The sequence below is a fragment of the Streptomyces sp. CB01580 genome (assembly GCF_001905795.1).
Taxonomy (GTDB): Bacteria; Actinomycetota; Actinomycetes; order Streptomycetales; family Streptomycetaceae; genus Streptomyces.
In genome coordinates, this window is sequence record NZ_LIXJ01000005.1 from 155,016 (window position 1) to 176,857 (window position 21,842).

The 21,842-nt window shown below is 69.7% G+C and carries 20 protein-coding genes and 3 pseudogenes; 12 read left to right on the forward strand and 11 right to left on the reverse strand.

All coding sequences use genetic code 11. The features are described 5' to 3' along the window. Positions 1-22: 22 nt before the first annotated feature. On the forward strand, positions 23-589 hold the full coding sequence (locus AMK22_RS10910) for a hypothetical protein (protein ID WP_073784037.1): 567 nt from the start codon (positions 23-25) through the stop codon (positions 587-589). Positions 590-863: 274 nt separating this feature from the next. Here the strand turns inward: AMK22_RS10910 and AMK22_RS10915 are convergent, their stop codons facing one another. From AMK22_RS10915 to AMK22_RS10930, 4 genes and pseudogenes are all read right to left on the reverse strand, one after another. Beyond that, entirely contained in the window at positions 864-1,325 is a 462-nt protein-coding gene (locus tag AMK22_RS10915; RefSeq protein ID WP_073783844.1) for an SUKH-4 family immunity protein, read from the reverse strand. 296 nt (positions 1,326-1,621) lie between these two features. After that, positions 1,622-1,975, reverse strand: a pseudogene (locus tag AMK22_RS10920) (SDR family oxidoreductase); the annotation flags it as partial. 252 nt (positions 1,976-2,227) lie between these two features. Next, positions 2,228-2,695, reverse strand: coding sequence for an NUDIX hydrolase (locus AMK22_RS10925; protein WP_073783845.1), 468 nt, complete (start codon positions 2,693-2,695; stop codon positions 2,228-2,230). Positions 2,696-3,029: 334 nt separating this feature from the next. After that, on the reverse strand, positions 3,030-3,650 hold the full coding sequence (locus tag AMK22_RS10930) for a TetR/AcrR family transcriptional regulator (RefSeq protein WP_073783846.1): 621 nt from the start codon (positions 3,648-3,650) through the stop codon (positions 3,030-3,032). A gap of 120 nt (positions 3,651-3,770) precedes the next feature. Between AMK22_RS10930 and AMK22_RS10935 the strand changes: the two genes are divergently transcribed. Beyond that, entirely contained in the window at positions 3,771-4,718 is a 948-nt protein-coding gene (locus AMK22_RS10935; protein WP_073783847.1) for an alpha/beta fold hydrolase, read from the forward strand. Between the two features lie 154 nt (positions 4,719-4,872). Here the strand turns inward: AMK22_RS10935 and AMK22_RS10940 are convergent, their stop codons facing one another. The 3 genes from AMK22_RS10940 to AMK22_RS42010 form a co-directional block, all read right to left on the reverse strand. Further along, positions 4,873-5,676: a MerR family transcriptional regulator gene (locus tag AMK22_RS10940; protein WP_107430521.1), complete on the reverse strand. Its 804-nt coding sequence runs from the start codon at positions 5,674-5,676 to the stop codon at positions 4,873-4,875. Further along, a complete protein-coding gene (locus AMK22_RS10945; RefSeq protein WP_073783849.1) occupies positions 5,669-6,205 on the reverse strand; it encodes a VOC family protein in 537 nt (178 codons plus the stop codon). The genes AMK22_RS10940 and AMK22_RS10945 overlap by 8 nt, the downstream gene beginning before the upstream one ends. A 370-nt stretch (positions 6,206-6,575) precedes the next feature. Beyond that, on the reverse strand, positions 6,576-6,869 hold the full coding sequence (locus tag AMK22_RS42010; protein ID WP_073783850.1) for a MazG nucleotide pyrophosphohydrolase domain-containing protein: 294 nt from the start codon (positions 6,867-6,869) through the stop codon (positions 6,576-6,578). Positions 6,870-7,182: 313 nt separating this feature from the next. Between AMK22_RS42010 and AMK22_RS10955 the strand changes: the two genes are divergently transcribed. The 7 genes and pseudogenes from AMK22_RS10955 to AMK22_RS10985 all read left to right on the forward strand — a co-directional run bounded on the left by AMK22_RS10955 (position 7,183) and on the right by AMK22_RS10985 (position 13,849). After that, positions 7,183-7,758, forward strand: coding sequence for a GNAT family N-acetyltransferase (locus AMK22_RS10955; RefSeq protein WP_073783851.1), 576 nt, complete (start codon positions 7,183-7,185; stop codon positions 7,756-7,758). Positions 7,759-7,873: 115 nt separating this feature from the next. Continuing rightward, complete coding sequence (locus tag AMK22_RS10960) at positions 7,874-8,902, forward strand: IS1380 family transposase (RefSeq protein WP_107430522.1); 1,029 nt, start codon at positions 7,874-7,876, stop codon at positions 8,900-8,902. A 306-nt stretch (positions 8,903-9,208) separates the two neighbouring features. Beyond that, positions 9,209-10,285 carry an IS110 family transposase gene (locus AMK22_RS10965; protein ID WP_073783853.1) on the forward strand — a complete coding sequence of 359 codons (1,077 nt, stop codon included), beginning with the start codon at positions 9,209-9,211 and terminating at the stop codon, positions 10,283-10,285. Between the two features lie 449 nt (positions 10,286-10,734). Beyond that, positions 10,735-11,067 carry a DUF4333 domain-containing protein gene (locus AMK22_RS10970; RefSeq protein ID WP_073783854.1) on the forward strand — a complete coding sequence of 111 codons (333 nt, stop codon included), beginning with the start codon at positions 10,735-10,737 and terminating at the stop codon, positions 11,065-11,067. A 79-nt stretch (positions 11,068-11,146) separates the two neighbouring features. After that, a complete protein-coding gene (locus tag AMK22_RS10975; RefSeq protein ID WP_079186057.1) occupies positions 11,147-11,275 on the forward strand; it encodes a DUF397 domain-containing protein in 129 nt (42 codons plus the stop codon). Positions 11,276-11,401: 126 nt separating this feature from the next. Then, a pseudogene (locus AMK22_RS10980) lies at positions 11,402-12,733 on the forward strand (IS1380 family transposase); the annotation flags it as partial. A gap of 546 nt (positions 12,734-13,279) precedes the next feature. Next, positions 13,280-13,849, forward strand: coding sequence for a GNAT family N-acetyltransferase (locus AMK22_RS10985; protein WP_073783857.1), 570 nt, complete (start codon positions 13,280-13,282; stop codon positions 13,847-13,849). A gap of 108 nt (positions 13,850-13,957) precedes the next feature. Here AMK22_RS10985 and AMK22_RS40715 read toward each other — a convergent pair. Together AMK22_RS40715 and AMK22_RS10995 are read right to left on the reverse strand one after the other, a co-directional pair. Then, positions 13,958-14,122: pseudogene (locus AMK22_RS40715) on the reverse strand (DoxX family protein); the annotation flags it as partial. 179 nt (positions 14,123-14,301) lie between these two features. After that, positions 14,302-14,796 carry a cupin domain-containing protein gene (locus AMK22_RS10995; RefSeq protein ID WP_199883185.1) on the reverse strand — a complete coding sequence of 165 codons (495 nt, stop codon included), beginning with the start codon at positions 14,794-14,796 and terminating at the stop codon, positions 14,302-14,304. Positions 14,797-14,877: 81 nt separating this feature from the next. Between AMK22_RS10995 and AMK22_RS11000 the strand changes: the two genes are divergently transcribed. Further along, positions 14,878-15,729, forward strand: a complete 852-nt coding sequence (locus AMK22_RS11000; RefSeq protein ID WP_242433919.1) for a LysR family transcriptional regulator — start codon at positions 14,878-14,880, stop codon at positions 15,727-15,729. 624 nt (positions 15,730-16,353) lie between these two features. After that, the gene (locus tag AMK22_RS11005) at positions 16,354-17,538 is read left to right on the forward strand and encodes a PucR family transcriptional regulator (protein WP_079186059.1); all 1,185 of its coding nucleotides are present in this window, start codon (positions 16,354-16,356) and stop codon (positions 17,536-17,538) included. 39 nt (positions 17,539-17,577) lie between these two features. Here the strand turns inward: AMK22_RS11005 and AMK22_RS11010 are convergent, their stop codons facing one another. After that, positions 17,578-18,978 carry a carboxylesterase/lipase family protein gene (locus AMK22_RS11010; protein WP_073783861.1) on the reverse strand — a complete coding sequence of 467 codons (1,401 nt, stop codon included), beginning with the start codon at positions 18,976-18,978 and terminating at the stop codon, positions 17,578-17,580. A 118-nt stretch (positions 18,979-19,096) separates the two neighbouring features. After that, on the reverse strand, positions 19,097-19,951 hold the full coding sequence (locus tag AMK22_RS11015; protein ID WP_073783863.1) for an alpha/beta hydrolase family protein: 855 nt from the start codon (positions 19,949-19,951) through the stop codon (positions 19,097-19,099). Positions 19,952-20,657: 706 nt separating this feature from the next. On the opposite strand from AMK22_RS11015, the gene AMK22_RS11020 reads away from it, so the two are divergent. Further along, a complete protein-coding gene (locus AMK22_RS11020; RefSeq protein ID WP_079186060.1) occupies positions 20,658-21,635 on the forward strand; it encodes a peptidoglycan-binding protein in 978 nt (325 codons plus the stop codon). The last annotated feature ends 207 nt before the right edge of the window (positions 21,636-21,842 follow it).

Genomic DNA, 21,842 nt, shown 5'->3' on the forward strand with positions numbered 1-21,842 from the left:
TCCTCGTTCGTACGATCACGGCATGTCGGATGCCTTCACCGTCCTGTGGACCCATGACACGTGCCGTGCCCTGCGCAGGGAGGGCCGGGTGGGCGAACGGCCGCCGGTCGCCTTCAGCGGGATCCACACGTCCCTTCCCGCCTGGTCGGGTGCCCGCTCCGGGGACGAGGTGTACGCGCTGCACGTCAACCGGCGCGAGGTGTTCGTGGTGAGTCGGATGCGGGTGATCGACCTGGAGCGGCGCGCATGCTGCGGATCCGCTCCCGCGACATGGCAGGACCCGGCGTTTCCCGGACACGCCGACTGGTCCGTGCTCGGCGCCAACGGTTGCGGCGCCGCCGCGGTGCACGTGGACGCGACGCCCGTGCGCTTCGACCTGCCGATACCCGGTGAGCTTCTGGAACGACTCACCTGGCGCAATCGCCGAGGTCGAACCCGCGGTCTGAAGTACGTCGTGGACGGCCGACTGGAGCGCGCGATCAGTCTCCAGGGGTTCTACCGTCTGACGTCCGATTCGGCCGACGAACTGGCGAAGGTCGTCGACTCCCCGGGCCGAGAAGGTCGTTGTTCAAGCAGCGACAGCCGCTGACGGGCCCCGCACGTCCTACGCCCCTCGGCGAGCGGGAGGCCGCCCCCGCCAACAGGGTCCCGGGGGCGAGGACTTCGTCCTCATGGCGGCCCGACGGCCACGTGCGGTCGAGCGCGCGGCGTGCACCATGTCCACGGCTGCTGCCCGACCGGCGATGCCCCCTGCGGGCGTCGGCCGCCGCAGAAGAAGCACCGCCCGCACACGGACCGCACCGAAGCCGATCCGGGCCGCACGCCCGACTCGAGTGAGCGGCCTGCCCCGATGTTCTGCGCTGTCACACGCTCATGCCGTAGCCCAGCTCCTCGGCGGCGACGCACCAGAAGGAGTTCTCGTCGGCAACGGCCTCGGCATCAAGTGCCCCGAATCGTTCCACCAATGCTTCGGTGAGCGCGTCGGCGGCCTCCTCGGCCAGGTCGACAGCCTCGGCTTCGTCGGGACCGTCGCCGGGCCCCTCGTACACGGCAGCCTCGGCCGCGGCCTCCTCGTACGCGCGGTTGAAGGCGACGAACGCCTCGACACCGGAGTTCACCAGATACGGAACGCCGTCCTCCGGCAAGCCCCACAGCGAACCGTCGTCACGCCGGACCCCGAGCGCGCTCAGCCCTGGATCGACCGCGACCAGGGCATACCGCGCACCGTCGACCGTGCGCTCCGTAAAAGGGGAGTCCTGCCATGCTCCGGGGTACGGGCAGCGCGCACATCCGGCCAGGAGCGAGGCGAGTTCGGCATCGTTCATGCCGAGAGCCTAAAGGCTGTCCACGACGGATCAGTGCGATCCATGACGGATCGGTGCGCGGCGTCGGATGTGGTGCATCGCAAGGCGGAGTGGTGTCCGTGTACGAGACCGACCCCCGGACGGCGAAGCCCGGACCGCACGGTCATCCCCGGCCCCGACGACCACCACCCCGCCGGCGGGATACGGCCGACATGCCCGGGACCGTACGTTCAGCGGAAGACACCGGCGTTCTCCGAGGCCCACTGCCAAAACGTCCTGGCCGGGGCACCGGTGATCCGGGAAGAGGTGTCGCGCACCTTGAGCAGCCGCTCGACAGCCAGGTTCTCGTCGGCGGGGCCGGGATGCGGATGGGTCTGAACGGTGATGGACGACACCAGCACCACATGTTCCACACCGGCCCGGCGGGCGGCGTCGAGGATCTCGGCGTCCGAGCCCATGCGCGACATGAGGAACAGCGAACGCACCCCTTCCCGCGTGGACTTCAGCGAGGCCGTCCGAGCCACGTCCCCCTCGACGGCTTCGACCCCTTGGGGTAACGCGGCCCGCGCGGTGTCACGGGTGAGCCCCCTCAACGGTCCGGCACCGACCGCTCGAAGCTGTCGCAAGAGGGCGCTGCCCATGTTTCCGGTGGCCCCGGTCACGAGGATCACGAGATCGTCCCTGTCGTCAGGCGGTGGTCGACGGAACACGGACCCTAAGACCTCGACCGAGCTTCAGATCAAGGGCTACGGCAGACGCCGTGAGCCATGCACCATCGCCGGACAGGCGGACAGGCGGACAGGCAGGCAGGCGGGCGGACCGAGCAGCTCATACGTTCCGAGGAGGGCACGTCGCAGGCCTTCCTGGTCTGCCTCTCGCGAACGTCGCCGGAGCAAGCAGGCCCGGCGGATGTTCGTCACGCCTCAGTGCTGGACCAGGCCGCCGACCGGGACGGGCGCGACGTGGCCGGTCGCCGGAAGGGTCCGGGCCAGAGCGAGTCCGATGTCCACGAGCGATGACCGGCGCAGGCAAGGGACATCGGGGATCGCGGTCCAGACCGACTCGGCGATTTCGCCGTTCGGTTCAGGCCGGAGTCGGCCGCCGGTGATACGGACCCGGTAGAAGACGCCGACGTTCTGGTGCTCGACTCCCGCACGGGCGACGGCCGCGGGAACCACTCGCGAGTCCACGCCCAGCAGGCGATCGACCACCGCGGCGCAGCCGGTCTCCTCGGCGACCTCCCGGATCACCGCATCGAACGGATCCTCCCCATGCTCGACCCCGCCGCCCGGAAGAGTCCAGTTGCTCTCGCCCTCCGGTGGTACATGACGGGCGAGCAGCACCCTCCCGTCCTCAATGCACACGGCGTACGCCGCCAGCCGGAAACTCATCCCGTCCCCTCCCGCCGGCCCCTGTACGACACCCGGCATCCGACATCACTATGCGCGCGGAGTGGAGCCGGATCAACTTCTCCTGCCTGTACGCCACTTCTGCTACGCGCGGTGGAGCCGGCACGGAAGTCGATCCATGCGGCTCGCCGGACGGCGCTCCGGTGGCGACGGCCCGTTCCGACGTGTCCGACGGGTGGCCCTCGGTCGTCGGGGCAGGCGGAGCCCGGCGAGGCCCCGGGCCGTCGGCAGCCCTCTCGTCCCGACGGCGCACGTTCAAACGGCACGGCATCGACCGAGTCGGGCGTGCTCCGGAGGCCGGGGCACGACCGGCTCCTCAGGAAACTTCAGCGGGCCCGGGCAGGAAGATCCGGTCCAGGTGGTGGGCGAGCACTCCGGCGGCCGACTCCGCACTGCGCTGGCCGACGAGCACTCCGGTGCCGAGCCCGGCGGACATGGCGAGCAGCCCTACGGCCGTCGCACGGGGGTCCACGCCGGGCCGCAGGCGCCCTTGTTCCGCCGCCTGCCCGAGCAGACCGGCCACGGTGTCCTCGGCGGTGTCGGGGTCCTTGATGAACGGCTGGGCGGCGAGGGCTTCGTCGGTCACGGCCAGGACCGCGTACGACGTGTACAGGTGGTGGAAGACGCGGCTCTCCTCGTCGACGGGCAGGGCCGCCGCCAGCAGCGCCTCGATGACCGCGCGCGCTCCCGGATCGGTCCCGGCGGCCCGTACCCGGGCGGCCACCCGTTCCCCGAAGCGCTCGGTGAGATACCGGAGTCCGAAGAGGAGCAGTTTCTCCTTGGACTCGAAGTAGTACTGCACCAGCCGGAGGGACACGCCCGCCTCCGCCGCCACGTCGCGCATCCCCACCGCGTGGAGGCCGAGCCGTCCGGCGGCCCGGACGAGTGCCGCCGCGATCTCGGTCCTTCGCTCCTCGTGGTCCACACGCTTGGGCATCGTTCGGCTCTCCGCTCCTCGGCCGGCAGTGCGCAGGCGACCTCCTGCCCTTTTGATGATACGACCGTACCACCATCGTGGTACGGTCGTATCACAAAGATCGACTACCCGGAGGTGGCCATGTCCTCGTCCGCAGCAGCCCGTCCCCAGGCCGATGTCGGCCGCTTCGTCAGCGACGCCTCGCGCGAGCGCTACTTCGCCGCCTGCGACGCGGTCTACGCGCTGGGCGCACCCGCGTCCTGGGAGGGGGACGTGGAGACGTCCTTCGCGACCACGCACGTCTACCGCTACGAACCCGCCGACCCGGCCGCCCGTGACCGCACCCCTGTCGTCCTCGTGCACGGCGCGGGCAGTTGTTCCGCCATGTGGTACCCGAACACCGCCGACCTCGGCGGGGAGCGGCCCGTCTACGCGCTCGACACCCCGGGCGACCCCGGCCGCAGCGTCCAGCGCGCCCCCATCCACCAGCCCGAGCGCGCCGCGCAGTGGCTCGACGAGGCCCTCGCCGGGCTCGGGCTCGACCGGGTCCACCTCGTCGGCAGCTCGTACGGCGGCTGGCTCGCCCTGAACCAGGCGCACTTGAGGTCCGAGCGCCTGGCCTCGGTCACGCTGCTCGACCCGGGCGGCCTGGAGAAGGTGGGGTTGCGCTTCTTCATCTGGATCTTCGCGAGCCTTTTCGCCACCTTCGCCCCCAAGGCGTTGCGACCCCGCCTGGCCTCGTGGCTGGAGCAGCCGGTGCTCGTCGTACCGGAACTGCGCGCCATGATCAGGACCGGGGTCCGCGCCTACCGGATACGCCGCCCTGCTCCCCTCCCCTTGTCCGACGCCGAACTGGCCGGCGTCAGCACGCCGTTGTATCTCCTCATGGGCAGGCGAAGCCTGCTCGTGCACCCGCAGCGGCAGGCGGAGCGCGTGCCGCGACTGCTTCCGGGCGCGCGGGCCGAGATCCTGGCCGACACCGGGCACGGACCTCAGATCGACCACGCCGAGCGAACCAACCGCCTCGTGCTGGACTTCATGGACGCCGTGGAGCGCGGCGTGCCGGAGAGCACCGGACGAAGCCTCTAGGTGTATTGCCCTGTGAGGTTGCGAAAGCAGCGTCGTCCGCCCGAAGGGCGGGGACTTCGAAACACGCCCCAGTGCCGTGACCGGCAAGATGTGCACGGAAGAAGCGTCGTCGGGTCCGGACGCCCGCAAGGATGCAGGCTTCCGGACCCGCGCTCTACTGCCAGGTCGCGGTGTCGGGGTCGATGCCGTGGGCACGCGCGCAGGCGTCGACGATTCGACGGAACCACGTGGCGAGGCCGGCGCGGATGCCGTCGTAGTGGGCGGCAAATGCCGGATCGGTCTCATACATGCGGCCGAGACAGACCTGCATCTGCCTGGTGAGGGGAAAGTACGAAGCAAAGACTTCGCGGTGCCGCTCGACGAGTTGATTCGCCTCCGGGCTACCAGGTGTGACGCCGACGTCCATCGCATCCCCGAGGGCGCGCTCGAGGTCGGCCATGGCGTCGGCGATGGTCTGCCATTCCTCCGGACCTCGAGAGGCGGAGCGCTCGGCGTACTGCCGCCATTGCGTCGTGTCTCCGTAGCGCTGACGGGCTTGGTCGGGCCAGTCCGGGTTCCACTGGGGGCCGAAGATCGCGGCCTGCTGCTCGACGGTCAGCAGCAGGCCGCGCTCGTGGGCGTCGATCATCCGATCCAGTCCGGCGCCGAGCTGCTGGAGGCGGTCGATCCGTTCAGCAACCTGGGTGCGCTGCGCGCGCAATGCGCCGGGCACGTCTGCGGTCGAGTCGTCCAGGACGGCCCGGATCCTGTCCAGGCCGAGACCGAGCTCGCGGTAGACGACGATGCGGTGCAGCCGTTCCAGATCACCGGCGGTGTAGAGCCGGTATCCGGCAGCCGTGCGCAGCGACGGCCGCGCCAGACCGATGTCGTCCCAGTGGTGCAGCGCGCGGACTGTCACGTCCAGTCGCGTCGAGACCTGACCGACAGTCAGGCCATCGGCGGCAGTGGCATCAGGCATGCTCCCCATTGTCGCCGCGGCCGTCGCCCGGTGGGGTGATCCCGATGGCTTCAAGGTTCCGCGCCTCCTGACTGGCCGGATCAAAGGGCTTCGCCGCGGTGAAAACGATCCGTGCGTTCTCGGGGGTGATCACCTCCACGTCGCGGGTGTTCCAGGGAGTGTCCCGCGGACCGTCGACCGAGTTCGGGCGCAACGCACGACAGGCCTCGACAAGGGAATCGACCTGGCTGAGCACGCCGGCGAAACTGAAGCTCATCGCTGGTGCCCGCTCCGGAACGCTCGCCGCCGTGACGAGGAGTACGTCCTGGAACGCCCACCGGCGCAGATGCACCAGCGTGCCGGGGATGCTGAACAGCTCGAAGAACCCGAGCCCACGAGTCCAGAAGTCCACCGACGCCGCCAAATCGCTCGTGGGGATCGTCACGAACGCGGGCATTCCATAGATGCCGCGGAACGGCTCCGGCGGAACCGCATCCGGGCCGGGATCGGGCACGGGACTCATCTCGAACGCGTTGTAGTAGTCGCTCATGCACCCCACCTTTCAGCCTCACGCAACGTGAGGGTCAAGCCGGGCCCGTGATCCCCGCCCCGCTCCGACGATGCGACACATCCCGTCGCCTCCATGGAGGTCAATCCGACGGGTCATCATCCTCACCCTGACGCATGGGTTTACGCGCGCCCGGCCACGCGACCGTGTCGGTCCTGGGACATGTTCCGCGAGGGCCGAGGGGCAGGAGCCGTATCGATCACGGTTCCGGCGTCCGACGAGGGGCACCCGCGGGGCCATCGATCAAGGCAAGGAGTGTTCAGGATGCGCAGGAACCGGAAGTTCGCCATCACTGTCGCCGCCACCGTACTGACAGGTGCCGCCGGTCTCGCGGCTTGTGCGAGGGCAGCGTTCAGTCGCCGTTCGTCCTGATCGGAGTTCCGTGTTCGTTGCGCTCGTACGTGCGCTGGGCGTTCTTCTCGATCTTCCGGGCGGCCTCGGAGTCGAGGTCCAGTCCGTTCATTTCCGCCAGGGCAGTCAGGTAGAGGAAGACGTCGGCCAGTTCTTCCCCCAGGTCCGGGAGACCTTTGCGCCAGGCGGTGAAGGCTTCGCCGACCTCGGCCGTGAGGAGCCCGAACTCCAGGGAGATGTCGGTGGTGTTGAAGCCCTTGACGAGCTTGTCTCCCAGGCGGGCTTCTGGGCGGATGAGATGTCCACGACTCCTCCGGAGCGGTGCAGCGGGTGCTGTCGCAGCCTAAGCCTCGATCCACCGACGTGATGCCTGGGAGATAGGTGTCGGGACGTAAGAGATACCTCGTGACCTGTGATGATGGGCTTGTCGAAGCCTTCTTCACGCACGATCGGCGAGGCATCTCGTGGGTGAAGCCATCCCATGCTGCTTCAGCGGTTTCTGTCTGGTTCGACGGAGCGAATCTGACTGCGGACGCGGTCTGTTGCCGGTGGTCCGGCTGGCGGGTTGGGCTGACCACCGTGGTGCACCAGACCGGTATCGTGAGGAAATGACCTCACCTGACCGTAGCTCAGCCGAACGTGAGGCAGCGGAGGCAATCACCTATCGCGTGGCGGAGAGCGAGAGAGACAAGTCCGCCGTCATCACGGGCGAGTTCAGCTCGGATACCGTCTTCGAAGTGGTCGGTTCCGAGGGCGGGTTCACCATTCGACCCGTCCGGCTGGACCCGCCGATTCACAAGGTCTTCCCCGACGACGGGCCCGAGGCCGCCGATGAGACATCGGAGGGCAAGCGGCGGTTTGTCGCGCTGCATGGCGAACTCGTATGCGGCTATGTCGATACGGAGTATGAGCCCTGGAACCGGCGGCTGATCATTGCCGATATCGAGGTGGCTGGGCCGTACCAGGGCCGGGGAATCGGGCGGACACTCATGAGTTACGCCATCGGTTGGGCCCGGGAATGCAGTGCCGGGCACGTGTGGCTGGAAGTGACGAACATCAACGCTCCGGCCATCCGCGCCTATCAGCGGATGGGGTTCACCTTCTGCGGTCTGGACACTTCTCTCTACCGCGGTACCGAGTCCGAGAGGGAGACGGCACTGTACATGAGCCTCTTCCTCGACTGATCCGCTGGCCGGTAGCCGGTCCAGCGCTTGGACATGGAGACGCGGATGTCCTCTGAGCTGGGACGATGGGACTTCCTACGGTTCCACGTCCGCAGAGCAAGAGGACACTCGCGAGATGCGATCTTCCCATGCCGCTTCAGCGGTGTCCGCCGTGTTCGATGACTCGAATCTGATCGCGCATGCCGGGCTGGTCCCGGTGATGTGGCTGGCCGAGCGGTGTGGGCTGTCGGACCTGGTGGCCGAGAAGGTGAAGCTGACCGGGACGACGAACGGTGCGGGGGCTGCGGCGGACGCCAAGGTCAGCAGCATCGTGGTCGGCATGGCAGCGGGCGCGGACAGCATCGACGACTTGGACGTGCTGCGGCACGGGGCGATACCGATGCTGTTCGGCGGCATCCGCGCCCCGTCCACCCTGGGCACCTTCCTTCGCGCGTTCACCCACGGTCACGCCCTTCAACTCCATGCCGTGCACCGCGGGTTCCTGGCCGCGCTTGCCGCGCACACTCCACTGCTGCCTGGCTCTGGAGAGAAGGCGTTCATTGATGTCGACTCCACCCACAAGCGGGTCTACGGCCGGGCCAAGCAAGGCGCCGAGTACGGCCGGTTCAAGGGCATCCGCACCCTGCACCCCCTGCTCGCCACGATCTGCACCCCGCACTCCCGGCCGGTAATCGCCACAGCACGTATGCGCCGCGGCAAGGCAGCCGATTCCCGCGGGGCCCCGAAGTTCGTCAGTGAGGCGCTGGCCACCGCCGCCGAGGCGGGCTGCACCGGCACCCGGGTCCTGCGAGCGGACTCGCAGTTCTACAACGCCGCGGTGATCTCCGCCTGCCGCCGGGCCGGAGCCCACTTCTCGATCACCTGCGGGATGAACCCCTCTATCAAACGGGCCGTCCTCAGCATTCCCGACCAGGCCTGGCAGCCGATCACGTACCCGACCGCGGTGCCCGATCCCGCCACCGGTGCACTGACCTCGCCCTTCCATACCAAGGCCACCACCGCCACCCTCCGCAGCCACCTGGTCCAGGTCCCGGCCCGGATCGCCCGCTCCGCCCGCCGCATCACCCTGCGCCTACCGCACAACTGGCCCTGGCAGCACGCCTGGACACACGTGTTCTCCACCGCCCACGGACCGGCCGACTGATACGAAAAGTCCCTGCCCACCCCGCCCGCAAGGGCCCGACCGGAACCGAACCGTGGAAGAGCTGGGCAGACAGTGAGGATGTCAGTGGCTTCTCCGAGGGGTCTGACTCATGGGCAGACGGACGTCGTCGGGCTGTCTTGCGCTGGATCCGTCGATCCACTCGGAGAAGCCACTGACACGCGACCGGACGGGCATTCGTGACTTTATAGGAGCTTGGTTCAAAAGCCCCATCACTGTCTTGTCCGCCAGCCCGGCCGGCGCGTGCCGCCCCCGGAACGGACTCTCGCAAGGACGGACACGACCAGCATGACGCACAACACCCCTCAGATCACCGGCGGAGTCGACACGCACGGCCAGACCCACCACGCCGCGGTGATCGACTCGGTCGGACGGCACCTGGCCGACCAGGAGTTCCCCGCCACCATCCGCGGCTACCGCGACCTGCTCGACTGGATACGCTCCCACGGCACGCTCGTCGCGGTGGGGGTGGAGGGCACCGGCGCCTACGGGGCCGAGCTCGCCCGCGTGCTGACCGCCGCAGGGATCACCGTCATCGACGTGGACCGCCCAGACCGCAAGACCCGTCGGATGAAGGGCAAGTCCGATCCGATCGACGCCTATGCCGCTGCGACGGCCGTGCTGTCGGGCCGGGCCACCGGCGTCCCCAAGAGCCGGGACGGTGGGGTCGAGGCGGTGCGGGTGCTGCGGATCGCGCGCCGCAGCGCGGTCAAGGCCCGCACCCAGGCCATGAACCAGATCCGCGGGCTGCTCGTCTCGGCGCCCGCGATGCTGCGCGAACAGGTCGCCGGCCTGGACCGCGCCGCGCTGATACGCACCCTGGCCCGGCTGCGGCCTGGCCATGACCTGTCCCGCCCGCTGGCGGCTACCCGGGCGGCACTGCGGCGGCTCGCCCGCCGTCACCAGGCCATGGACGCCGAGATCACCGAGCTGGACGCGGAGATCGGCCCGCTGGTCGAGCAGGCAGCCCCCGCGCTGCTAGAGCTGTTCGGCATCGGACCCGAGACTGCGGGCCAGCTGCTGGTGTCAGCCGGGGACAACCCCGAACGCATGCGATCCGAGGGCGCATTCGCGCACCTCGCCGGGGTCGCACCGATCCCGGCCTCCTCAGGACGCGCCCACCGCCACCGCCTCAACCGCGGCGGCGACCGGGCCGCCAACAACGCGCTGCACACCATCGTGCTCACCCGCATGCGCTTCGACGACCGCACCCGCGCCTACGTCGAACGCCGCACCAAGGAAGGCCTGTCCAAGAAAGACATCATGCGCTGCCTCAAGCGATTCGTCGCCCGCGAGGTCTACCGCGCCCTGACCACCACACCCACGGAACGAACCACTCAAACCGACCTCGTTCCAGCGGCTTGACAACCATAGGAGCATCCAGCGGACACAACCTGCCCTCACCCGGCCGCCCGACCCGAAACCGATCAAAAAACCACTCTCAAACCACCTCGGTGGATCCTGGCTAAGGGCTGTCCCGTAATCCGTGGTGGACCGGTGCGCGGCGTCAGATGTGGCGCATCGCAAGGCGGAGGGGCGTCCGCATACTGGATGTATGCGGACGTTCCGACAACGCGGCGAGGTGCCGCAACTGTCGTCGCGCACCGGTCCACCACGGATTACGGGACAGCCCTTAGGCGGGGAGTGGTCTCGGTGGAAGGGGATGTGACGGACCGTGAAGAGCAGGCCGACCGCCAGACAATTCGAAGCCTTCCGCTCTCCCGACGGACGCGGTGTACCTCGACCTGACCGGCGGGGCTGTGGCGTAGGCCGACTCTTGTCACATCGGTCACAGGAGCGATAGGAAGCCGGGTGTGACTGAACAAGGAAAGTTCACCCGTGCCCTCATTGGGCTGTCTGCTCTCGTCGTCGCCGTCTGCGCTGTCATCGTGACCGTGAAGGTGGTATCAGCCTCGCCGCAGCCGCATCTGCTGGATCAAGAAGCAGTTGAGCGGCAGGCGTCGGCAGAAGCACGAAGCGGGAAGACGACCAGGGACGGGGTGGCCTGCCCCGCTGCGATAGAGGCCAAGAAGGGCAACAAGTTCGAGTGCAAAGTTAAGGAGCTGAAGGAGTTCGGCAACTACCTGACCGTCCTAGGCGAGGTCACCGACGATCAGGGCGACTTGAGCATGACCCTGCGGGATTAAAGGACGCGGGGCAAACGAGTGCTGGGGCCAGGGCCGCCGCGCTGTCGCCGAAGGCGTCCCTAGCACTCATTGAGTCGTGATGGAATCCCCTGACCTCACCGCAGCTGCGTGGCGCAAGAGCAGCTACAGCGACGGTAACGGCGGCGCCTGTGTCGAGGTCGCCGACGGTTACACCGGCATGCTCAGAGCCCTCTACGCGGGCGGCTGACTAAGCCTCGATCCGCCGAGCAATAGCCGGTCCAAGGCTTGGGCATGAATATGCGGATGCCCTCTGGGCTGGGACGATGGGACTTCCTACGGTTCCACATCCACAGAGCAAGAGAACACCCGCGAGATGCAATCTTCCCATGCCGTTTCGGCGGTGTCCGCCGCGTTCGATGACGCCAACCTGGTTGCGTATGCCGGGCTGGTCCCGATGATGCGGCTGGCCGAGCGGTGCGGGCTTGCCCAGCTGACCGTGGAAAAGGTGAGGCTGAGCGGGGTGGGGAACGGTGCGGGTGCGGCAGCGGACGCCAAGGTCACCAGCATCGTCGCCGGGATGGCCCTGGGCGCGGACAGCATCGACGACCTGGACGTCCTGCGCCACGGCGCGATGCCGACCCTGTTCGGCGGGATCCGCGCCCCGTCCACGCTCGGCACGTTCCTGCGCGCGTTCACCCATGGTCATGCGCTCCAGCTCCACGCTGTGCACCGACGGTTCCTCGGCGAACTGGCCGTACACGCCCCGCTGCTGCCCGGTGCGGGGCAAATGGCGTTCATCGACGTCGACTCCACCCACAAACGGGTCTACGGCCGCACCAAACAGGGCGCCGAGTACGGCCGGTTCAAGGGCATCCGCACCCTGCACCCCCTGCTCGCCACGATCTGCACCCCGCACTCCCGGCCGGTAATCGCCACCGTGCGGTTGCGCCGCGGCAAAGCGGCCGACTCCCGTGGCGCCCCGAAACTGGTCAGCGAGGCCCTGGCCACCGCCCGCGAGGCCGGCTGCACCGGCACCCGCATCCTGCGAGCGGACTCCCAGTTCTACAGCGCCGGTGTGATTGCCGCCTGCCGCCGGGCCGGCGCCCACTTCTCCCTCACCACCGGCCTGAACCCCTCCATCAAACGGGCCATCCACAGCATCCCCGACACCGCGTGGCAGCAGATCACCTACCCGACCGCGGTGCCGGACCCCGAGACCGGCGAACTCGTCTCGGACGCCGAAGTCGCCGAGATCCCCGCATACACGGCGTTCGCCAGCCGGAAGAAAACGGAGCGGGTCACGGCCCGGCTGATCGTGCGCCGGGTCCGTGACCTGGCCAAACCCGCGGTCGTCGGAGAGCAGGGCGAGTTGTTCCCGGTCTGGCGCCACCACCCGTTCTTCACCGACAACCCCGCCGAAACCCTCCAAGCCGAGCGGGAACACCGTCACCACGCCGTCGTCGAGCAGGTCATCGCGGACAGCAAAGCCTCCGCCCTGGCCCACCTGCCGTCGAGGAAGTTCAACGCCAACGCCGCCTGGCTCACCTTGTGGGCGATGGCCTACAACCTGCTGCGGGCCGCCGGGGCACTGACCTCCGCCTTCCACTCCAAGGCCACCACCGCCACCCTCCGCGCCCACCTGATCCAGGTCCCGGCCCGGATCGCCCACTCCGCACGGCGTATCACACTGCACCTACCGCACAACTGACCCTGGCGAGACGCGTGGACACGGCTGTTCGACACCGTTCACCGCCCACCCGAACCGGCCTGACCGCCTCTGCCCGACCCGCCCCGCCAGGGCCCAACCGGAACCGAACCTGTGGAAAAGCTGGGCAGACCAGCGGATACCGCTTGTCCACACCCGGCCGACAGTCCAGAACCCGCCCCGCAAGCCCTCGACGACCACTTCAAAAACACGTCGGCGGATTGAGGCTAAGGGCTGTCCCGTAATCCGTGGTGGATCAGCGTGCGGCGTCGGATGTGGTGCATCGCAAGGCGGAGGGGCGCCCACATACTGGACGTATGTGGGCGTTCCGACAACGCGGCGAGGCGCCGCAGCTGTCGTCGCGCGCCCGCCAGGGAATACGGGACAGCCCTTAGGAGCGTGGGTCGGTAAACAACTCCTGGAATGCCGCGCCTCGTGGTGAAGTGCGGTTGCCGATCCCTGCTCTTGAAAAGGCGTGGCTGCCGGGCAGTCGTGATGCGAAAATCAGTCCGCAACTTGATCCACATCCGCGTCCCGGAGGTCCGCATGGACATCGCCTCGCTGCTGCCGTTGACCACGGCCCGGTTGTCGCTGCGTCTGTTCACTCCCGGCGACGCCGACGACCTGTACGCCTACCAGAGCCTGCCGAGCGTGGCGCGCTACTTGTACCGGCCGGCGCACACGCGTGAGCGCAGCGAGCAGGTTGCCGCCGAGCGCGCGGCGCAGACGGTCTGGCGCGCCGACGGGGACAAGCTGGCGCTCGCCGTCTGCCGACGCGATGAGCCCGGCGTCCTTGGCGAGGTGAGCCTCGCCCTGGCCGATGCCCGCGCCGCCCAGGCCGAGATCGGCTGGACTCTCGACCCAGGTCACCAGGGGCACGGCTACGCGACCGAGGCGGCCGCGGCGCTGGCCGGGTTTGCCTTCGACACGCTGGGCGTGCACCGGCTCTACGCACGGCTGGATGTGGAGAACACCGGGTCTGTGCGGGTCTGTGAGCGCCTCGGGATGCGCCGGGAGGCACACCTGGTCGAGAACGACCTCGACGGGGATCGCTGGGGCAGCGAGTACATCTACGCGGCGCTGTCCGCGGATCTTGGCAGTCGATCAGGCGATTGAGCCCGACGCCGCCTCCTGTTCGTGATCTTCCATCTGGGAGAATCCTGGTATGTCTGGTGGGGATGGCCTGTTCGAGGTGGATCCGGTGGCGGTGGTGAAGCCGGAGATCGCGCCGAGTACTTCGACTGTCCCCAGCGCCCTGAGGGCGGGCAAGGGTACGCGGTCGACCCAGGCCATCATCGGGCGGAGTTGATCGCGGCTGCGGATCACCTTCAGCGTTCCTGCGTAGCAGTAGAAGAGCGTGAGCAGTCCGGCGACGATCCAGTAGGCGATGTTCGTCGTTCCCGTTCATGGGCCACCGGTTCGCCGGGCCCCGTCGATGGCGTCGGTTGGCAGGGAAGCCACTGGAGAAGGCCCGGTCCGTCGTCCGAGGGGGCCGGACGGGAGAGGCGGCAGCGCCACGGCCCCGCCGGTCGCAAGAAAGGGTGGCTGGGCCGTCCGTCCCATCGGCTTCAGGCGAGGTCGGTGGCGGGTTCGGTTGCGTAGCGGCTCATCGCATCGATGTTGGCCTGTCGCGTCAGCGGCCGGCCGCCGGTGAGCACCTCCTGGAGGTCTCGGAAGTACTGCACGTACAGGTCGGGGGTGAATGTGCTGAGCATGACGGCGGGCTGGTCGGTCAGGTTGGCGAAGGTGTGCGGGGTGCCTGGCGGAACCATCACGAGCGTGCCCGTGGTGGCGTCGTGATCCTCGTCCCCAACGGTGAACCGCACGGTGCCGGAGAGGACGTAGAAGCCCTCGTCGTGTTGGGCGTGGCGGTGCTGCGGCGGTCCCTGGGTGCGCGGGGCGAGGATGGACTCGGCGATCGCGAGGCGGTGCCCGGTGTGGCTGCCGTCCTCCAGGACGCGCATGCGCGTGGTGCCCAGAACGATCGTCTCGCCGTCGCCGGGACCCACCACCGATACGGCGGGGTCGGCCTGCGGCTCGCTGGTCTTCGCTTCTTCGGTCATGCTCACCAGTGCACCGCCGGGGCCCTGCCGGTGTCCAAGACCCATCCCGCAGCGGCGATACCTCGTGGATATCGTTGCAGCGTGGAGCTACGGACTTTGCGCTACTTCGTGGCGGTCGCCGAGGAACTCCACTTCGGCCGGGCCGCCACCCGACTGCACATGAGTCAGCCGCCGCTGAGCCGGGCGATCAAGCAGTTGGAGGCCGACGTCGGGGCCCTGCTCTTCGCCCGCTCGCCCGTGGGCGTCACGCTCACTCCGGTGGGCAGGGTGCTGCTCGACGAGGCGCGGGCCCTGCTCGACCATGCCGACCGCGTCCGTGCACGCGTGAGTGCGGCGGCCGGCGTCGCGACCCTCACCGTCGGCATCCTGGGCGACGGCACCGACCCGGGCGTATCCAGGCTGGCCGCCGCCTACCGACGACGCCACCCCGGCATCGACATCCGCATCCGCGACACCGATCTGACCGACCCGACGTGCGGGCTGCGCGCCGGACTGGTCGACGTCGCCCTCACCCGGGCGCCGTTCGACGAGACGACCCTGACGATGCGTGCGCTGCGAACCGATCCGGTCGGCGTGGTCCTGCGCGCCGACGATCCGCCGGCCCGCTGCGACCGGCTGCGGCTGGCTGAGCTGAGCGACCGCCGCTGGTTCCAGTTCCCGCAGGGCACCGACCCCATCTGGCAGTCGTACTGGAACGGCGGCAGGCCGCGCGAGGGCCCCGTGGTGCGCGCAGTCCAGGAATGCCTGCAGGCCGTGCTGTGGAACGGCACGGTCGGCCTGGCCCCGCTCGGAAACGAACTGCCCGCGGAGCTGGCCGTGGTACCGCTGACCGACATGGCGCCGAGCCGAGTGGTGGCGGTGTGGAACGAAGGTGACACCAACCCCTTGATCCGATCCTTCATCGAGATCGCGACAGCCGCGTACCGCAACTGAGCGCTGCAACTGGTGCTGCCGCATCCCGTGAACAATTCGAACGCTGCGACCCTCGGCACTGCCCCCCGAAGTAGCGGACATCCGCTGCCCTTCTCGCGTACAGAACCAGGCCGTCGGCTCCGCGCGAGCGGAGGTGTCCCGGTGTCGGTGCAGGATCGCACTCCACGTGGTGGGTCATCGGAAAGACGTCACGGGGATCGACATTCAGAGAACCTGCAGGTCAGACGCGGTGTGGCCGCTCCCGAGGAGCGGCCTGCACATACCCGGAGCGTCAAACGAGCGTCACGGCCGAGACGGCTCGGCCCTGCTCGACGCGTGTCGATGGCAGTCCCGCACACTGCCAGAAGCAAGGGCGTGGGATTGTGCGGAATCACCGGCCGGTGCTCGCCCCGGGCGCCGGCCACCGTCGAAGCGTGCCCGCACTGCGGGGTCGTCGAGCAGTCGGCACGGGTGACCGTCGGTGCGTACAGATGTGGCCTCGGGACACAGTGGCTCGCCGCAGGTACGGGACATGGGGCTGCGTCCGGCCGGGAGCGGTTCGGGGACACGCTCGACGCACTGCCCGCCCCGCCGGACCCGGGGCTCCGATTGACGGCACGGCCGGGGCGGTGTGACGATGCGCCGATGTCGGACCTGCACGCCCGGATGGCCGCCCGGGTCGGTGACCTCACGGCCGTCGTGGTCGCGCGCTGCGCGGCGGAGGCGCCGTTCTACGGGGCGCTGCCCCGCGCCACCCTCCAGGGCGAGGTGGCGCGGTCCATCGTGGCGGTGCACGCGCTGTTGCTCAGGGCACTGCGCGACGGCGGCGGCGAAGGTCCGATGGGGCCGGGCGATCTGACCCGGCTCATCGAGTGGTCGGCGCGCCGGGCCGAGGAGCGCGTCCCCCTGGAGGCGGTGATCGCCGCGTACCTGATCGGCGCCGAGGTGTGGTGGCAGACGCTGACCGAGGTCGCGGAGCCCGGTGAGCTGGCCGGAGCGGGCGGCAAACTGCTCGCCTGCCTGCACGCCGCGCTGCCCGCGGTCGTCCTCGCCCACCAGAACGCCCAGGAGGACCTCCACAGCGAGGACAAGCGCGTACGGCGGGCTCTGCTCGGCGCCCTGCTGGCAGGACGGCCGTACGAGGAACTGGCGGGCGTGGCGCGGGTGGCCGTGGTGGGTGAGCACGAGGTGGTCGCCTTCGCGTTCGAGTCCGACCCGCCGAGCAGATTGGTGCAGTCCTCGCTCGACGCCTTCACCGGGATCCCTGTGCTGATGGACCACGTCGCTCGGATCGCCTTGTTGCCGGGCAGGTCCGACGTGCCGGGCCTGGTGGCCCGGCTGGAGAAGGACGTGGGGCAGCCCGTGCGCGCCGCCGCCGCCCGCTCCTCCGTACCGGCGGCCATCCCCTCGGCGGCGCAGGAGGCCGGCCGCGTGCTGGATCTCGTCCGGCGCCTGGGACGCCCGCCCGGGTGCTACCGCCTCGACGACGTGCTGCTGGAGCACCAGCTCGCGCGCCCTGGGGACGGCCTGGTGCGGCTGGCGGCCAAACTCGACCCCTTGGAGGAGCATCCGTACCTGCTCGAGACGCTGCGCGTGTTCGTGGAGCGGGGGCTCAACCGCCGCCAGACGGCGTTGGAGCTGTGCGTCCACCGCAACACCCTGGACTACCGGTTGCAGCGAGTGAGCGCGCTGACGGGCCTCGACCTCGCGGTTCCCGCGCAGGCGCGGCTGATCCAGGCGGCGCTCGTCGCCAGGGACCTGGCCGGGCCCGCGGATCACCGCGGGGCCACCGGATGGCAGGGATCCGCAGGAGCAGCGGAAAGCGGATGAACCACGGCCGGCGTCGGCGAGCGCTCGGCCTGTTGTCTGTCAGAGCCAGGCGCCGAGTTCCTCGTGCCGGGGTGCGAGGACCGGGCCGGCGTCGGGGTGGTCGAAGACCATGACGGGCCGGTCCGCGTTCCAGCCGGACCAGCCCGGCTGTCCGGTAGTGGCGAAGGCGACCCAGGCCCGGTGCATGGCGTCGGCCAGTGGCTGGGGCGCGCCGGGCCCGGTCAGGTCCTCGGCGGCGCGCAGGTTGTCGAAGACGAAGCCGAGTTCCAGCGCATGGCACGCGCCGAGTCCCATCACGGGCGAGCGCCAGCAGAATTCGTAGACGAAGGTGCGGGCGGGCCGGGAGTCGGCGAGGCGGTTGAGCGGCCCCCGCAGCAGCAGGTCGGTGGCCATCTCTCCCAGGATCTCTCCGGGTTTGGCGTGCGGCCGGGTGGCTCGGTACAGGCGTGCCACGCGTTGCGGGACACGGATCTTCAGCAGTGCCAGCCGCAGGGTGAGCCGGCTGATCCGGTCCACGGTTCCGCCGGGTACGAACCACAGCCGGTACTCCTCCCGGTTGCAGCCCAGCAGAAGGTCGGCCTCAGGAAGGGGCGGGGCGGCGGGCACCACGTCGTCGTCGACCACGATGTGGAAGCCGGGACCGCCGCCGATGGGGTCGGACCGGTCGACGACGGCGGCCTGCGCGTCCAGCAGCAGGTCTCGGTCCACCGCCGCGAACGCCTCGGCGGTGGCCGGGATCCGCAGTCTCCTCGCCATCGACCGTACGGTCTTCGCGCCCTCGCGGCGCGACACCGTGTGCGGCGGGCCGCTCTGCAGGATCGCCCGGTGGAACAGCCCGGCCGCGCCGGGGCTGGTCATGAGGGCCGCGACGCTGATCGCGCCGGCGGACTCCCCGCACACGGTGACGTTCGCCGGATCTCCGCCGAAGGCGGAGATGTTGTCGCGGACCCAGGTCAGGGCTGCGATCTGGTCGAGGAGGCCCCGGTTGACGGGGGCGTCGGGGAAGACCCCGAACCCCTCGACGCCGAGCCGGTAGTTGACGGAGACGAGGACCACCCCGTCGCGCGCGAAGGCGCCCCCGTCGTAGAGCGGCAGGTTCGCCGAGCCGTTGCGCAGGGAGCCCCCGTGGATCCAGACCATGACGGGCAGCCGGCCCTCGCCGACGGATGGGGTCCAGACGTTGAGGTTGAGACAGTCGTCCCCGGCGATGCTCGGATCGGGTATCAGCCGGTCGAGGGGCGGGCGGTAGGGGCGTTTGGGGGCGGTCGGCCCGTACTCCAGAGCGTCTCGTACCCCTTCCCAGGACTCGACCGGGGCGGGAGCGCGGAAGCGGTGGGCGCCGAAGGGCGGGGCGGCGTAGGGGATGCCGAGGAAGGTGGCGATCCCGTTGCGGAAACGGCCTCGGACCTTGCCCTGCCCGGTGGTCGCGATGAGGTCCATGGCGGTCCTTCCATGTGCGAACGGGGGCCGGCCGCCCCTGGTCGCGGGAGCATCAGGGGCGGGCGGCGTGGATCGGGGACGGCCGCCGGTCACGGCGGAAGGGATCTCCGGGAGCGGGTCACCGGTTTGCGAGGCCGTTGCGGCGGACGTCGGACCAGGTGCCGCTGTCGGTGCAGATCCCGCAGTCGGCCCCGAAGAACTGTGCCCTCGCCGTCTGGTCCCCCATCAGGTGTGCCTTGAACCAGGCGGTGGTGGGCGCGGCGAACGGGCCGGGGTCGCCCACGACCGTGAGGTGATCGGCGCCGCGCAGTTCCCCGTAGATGGCCGGTATGTGGTCGGCGTCGTTGTAGAAGGCCTTGACCATGAAGGGGAAGACGATGCTGTCCTTCTGCCCGGCCAGGAGGAGCGCGGGTACGTGTACGTTGTCGATGTTGGCCAGCGGCCCGGGCTGGATGGGCAGGATGGTGTCGATGCGCGGGTCCGAGCCGACGACGATGGCGGCGGCGCCGCCCTGCGAGTGACCGGACGCGCCGATGTGCTCCAGGTCGACACGGTCGTGGAAGGGGCTGCCGTGGTCGGCGTTGCGACGGGTGAGCATGTCGATCCCGGCGCGCATGGAGATGCCGAGGTTGGACTGCGGGGTGTTGGCGGCGGCGACGATGAAGCCCTGACTGGCCCAGTGGAGCAACAGGTCGCGGTAGACGACCGGGAAGGCGAAGGTGCCGTCTCCCCACACGATCACGGGGTGGCGGCGGTCGCTGGTCGCGATGTCACGCGGGTAGTACAGGGTGGTCACCGCCCCGACCTCCACCGCGGTGGCGTAGGGGCCGGGAGCGCCGTAGTCGGCCGTGGCCGCCTCGGCACTGGCACCGGCGGGGGAACCGGTGGACGCCGCTGCCGCTCCCGCGCCGGCAGAAGCCGTCGCCAGGAGCAGGAGCGAGGTCAGGGGGACGAGCAGTTTTCTCCAGAGCACAGCGGACTCCCGATGTCGTCACGGTGAACTGGATGTTTCATCCGGCTCACGCCTTGTCTGATCGCACATCCTGAAGCACGGTTCGAGACCCGTCTCTGCGCAATCGCGGCAAGCAGCGACGTCGGAGTTTGTGCAACATGCCGAGAGGCCTGAGCGCGGTGAGGGTGCCATGCTCGGTTCCGCCGCTACGACAGAGAGCCCGCCGCCCGGCCCCTAGTGCTGCGACCGGGAAGGTTCACCGGCTCGCGACGCCCGGCACGGCACCTCGCCGCGTTGTCGCATCACCCGAGTACGTCCAGTACGAGGGCGATCCTCCGCCTTGCGACGCACCGCACCGGACGCCGCGAGCTTCCCGGCAAACCTTTCCGGCCACAGCACTAAACGAGAACGCCGGGAACGGAGAAGGCCCCGCGCACCGTCCGCCCCGCATGACCTGCACGGTCAATCAGGTGACGCCCCATCAGAGCGAGCGCCGCACGAGCGCCACGAGCGTCATCCGGCCGCAGCCCACACGCCGCGTGTCCGAACGGTACGCGGAGCAGCGCGAGTTCGTCCTCACCCGCACGGGAACCGGGTGGCGCGACGCGAGCCGCCGTCGACGTATCCGGCTCTGGGCCCCTGGTCCCTGGAGCACCACCGGTATCTCTGGCATGCTCTCGCCAACTCAACGCGCGTAGAGCCGACGAGAACTCAAGGAGGACAGGACATGTGCGAGCAATGCGGTCCGGCCGACGGCGCGTCCGGCGAGCGGGGGAACCAGCGGTTCACGGCGCTGTCACGCAGAAAGCTGCTGCTCGGTACCGGGGCCGGACTCGGGGTGATGGTGGCGGGCCTGCCGGGCCTGACCCCCTCGGCCTCGGCGGCGACGCTCAAGGACGGCAAGTGGTGCAACCCCGCCCGCGGCCGCTTCCCCGCGGGCGGGAACTACGGTGCGCCGCGCGGCGGTTACCCGCACGCCGGCCAGGACGTCACCAACTCGACGGGGACGGCCGTCTACGCCGCCGCGGCCGGAACCGTGGTACGGCGCGGCACCGGCGTCCTCACCGGGCGCACCGGCAAGGGCCTGGTCATCGCGCACGGCGGCGATCGGTACACCTACTACGGGCATCTCAGCGCGTTCCGGGTGGCCCTCGGCGCCAAGGTCGCCGTCGGTCAGCGCATCGCCGACATGGGTGCCACGGGCAACGTGACCGGCCCTCACCTGCATTTCGAGACCCACACGGGAGGGCTCGGGTCCACGACCAACCCCGTCACGTTCCTCTCCGCCCGCGGTGTGCGTCTGGGCGGCGGCTGGCCCGCCATCGACCCCGGAGCCGCAGGCGCGACCGTCCGGGCCGTCCAGCATCTGATGACCCAGCGCGGCACGGCGCTGAGCGCCGACGGCGCCTACGGAACGGTGTCGGTCGAGGCCGTCAAGAAGTTCCAGTCCTCCAAGGGCCTGGTGGCGGACGGTCAGGTCGGTCCCAAGACCTGGCCGTTCCTGGTCCATTCGCTCCGGCGGGGCAGCTCGGGATCGCATGTGCGCGCCCTTCAGACGGTGCTGAACAAGCACGGTGCGGGGCTCGCCGTCGACGGTGGCTTCGGGACGGCGACCGACTCCGCCGTACGCGCGTACCAGAGCCTCAACCGCCTGAGCGCGGACGGCCTGGCAGGGCCCAAGACCTGGGAGGCCCTCGTCGGGTGACCTCCCGGCCCGCGCACGCCGGCGGATCCCGCCCCTGGGCCCGTGGGCCCACGGGCCCAGGGGCGGGGGAATCGGGGTGGCTGCGCCGCCGCGGACCGGCGCACGACGGTCACCGCGCCTCCGCGCCCGGCGGCGGGCGGATGTACGGGGCACCCAACCGTGGTGTACGGGGCACCGCCCCACCGGGGTGCCCCGTACACCACGCCC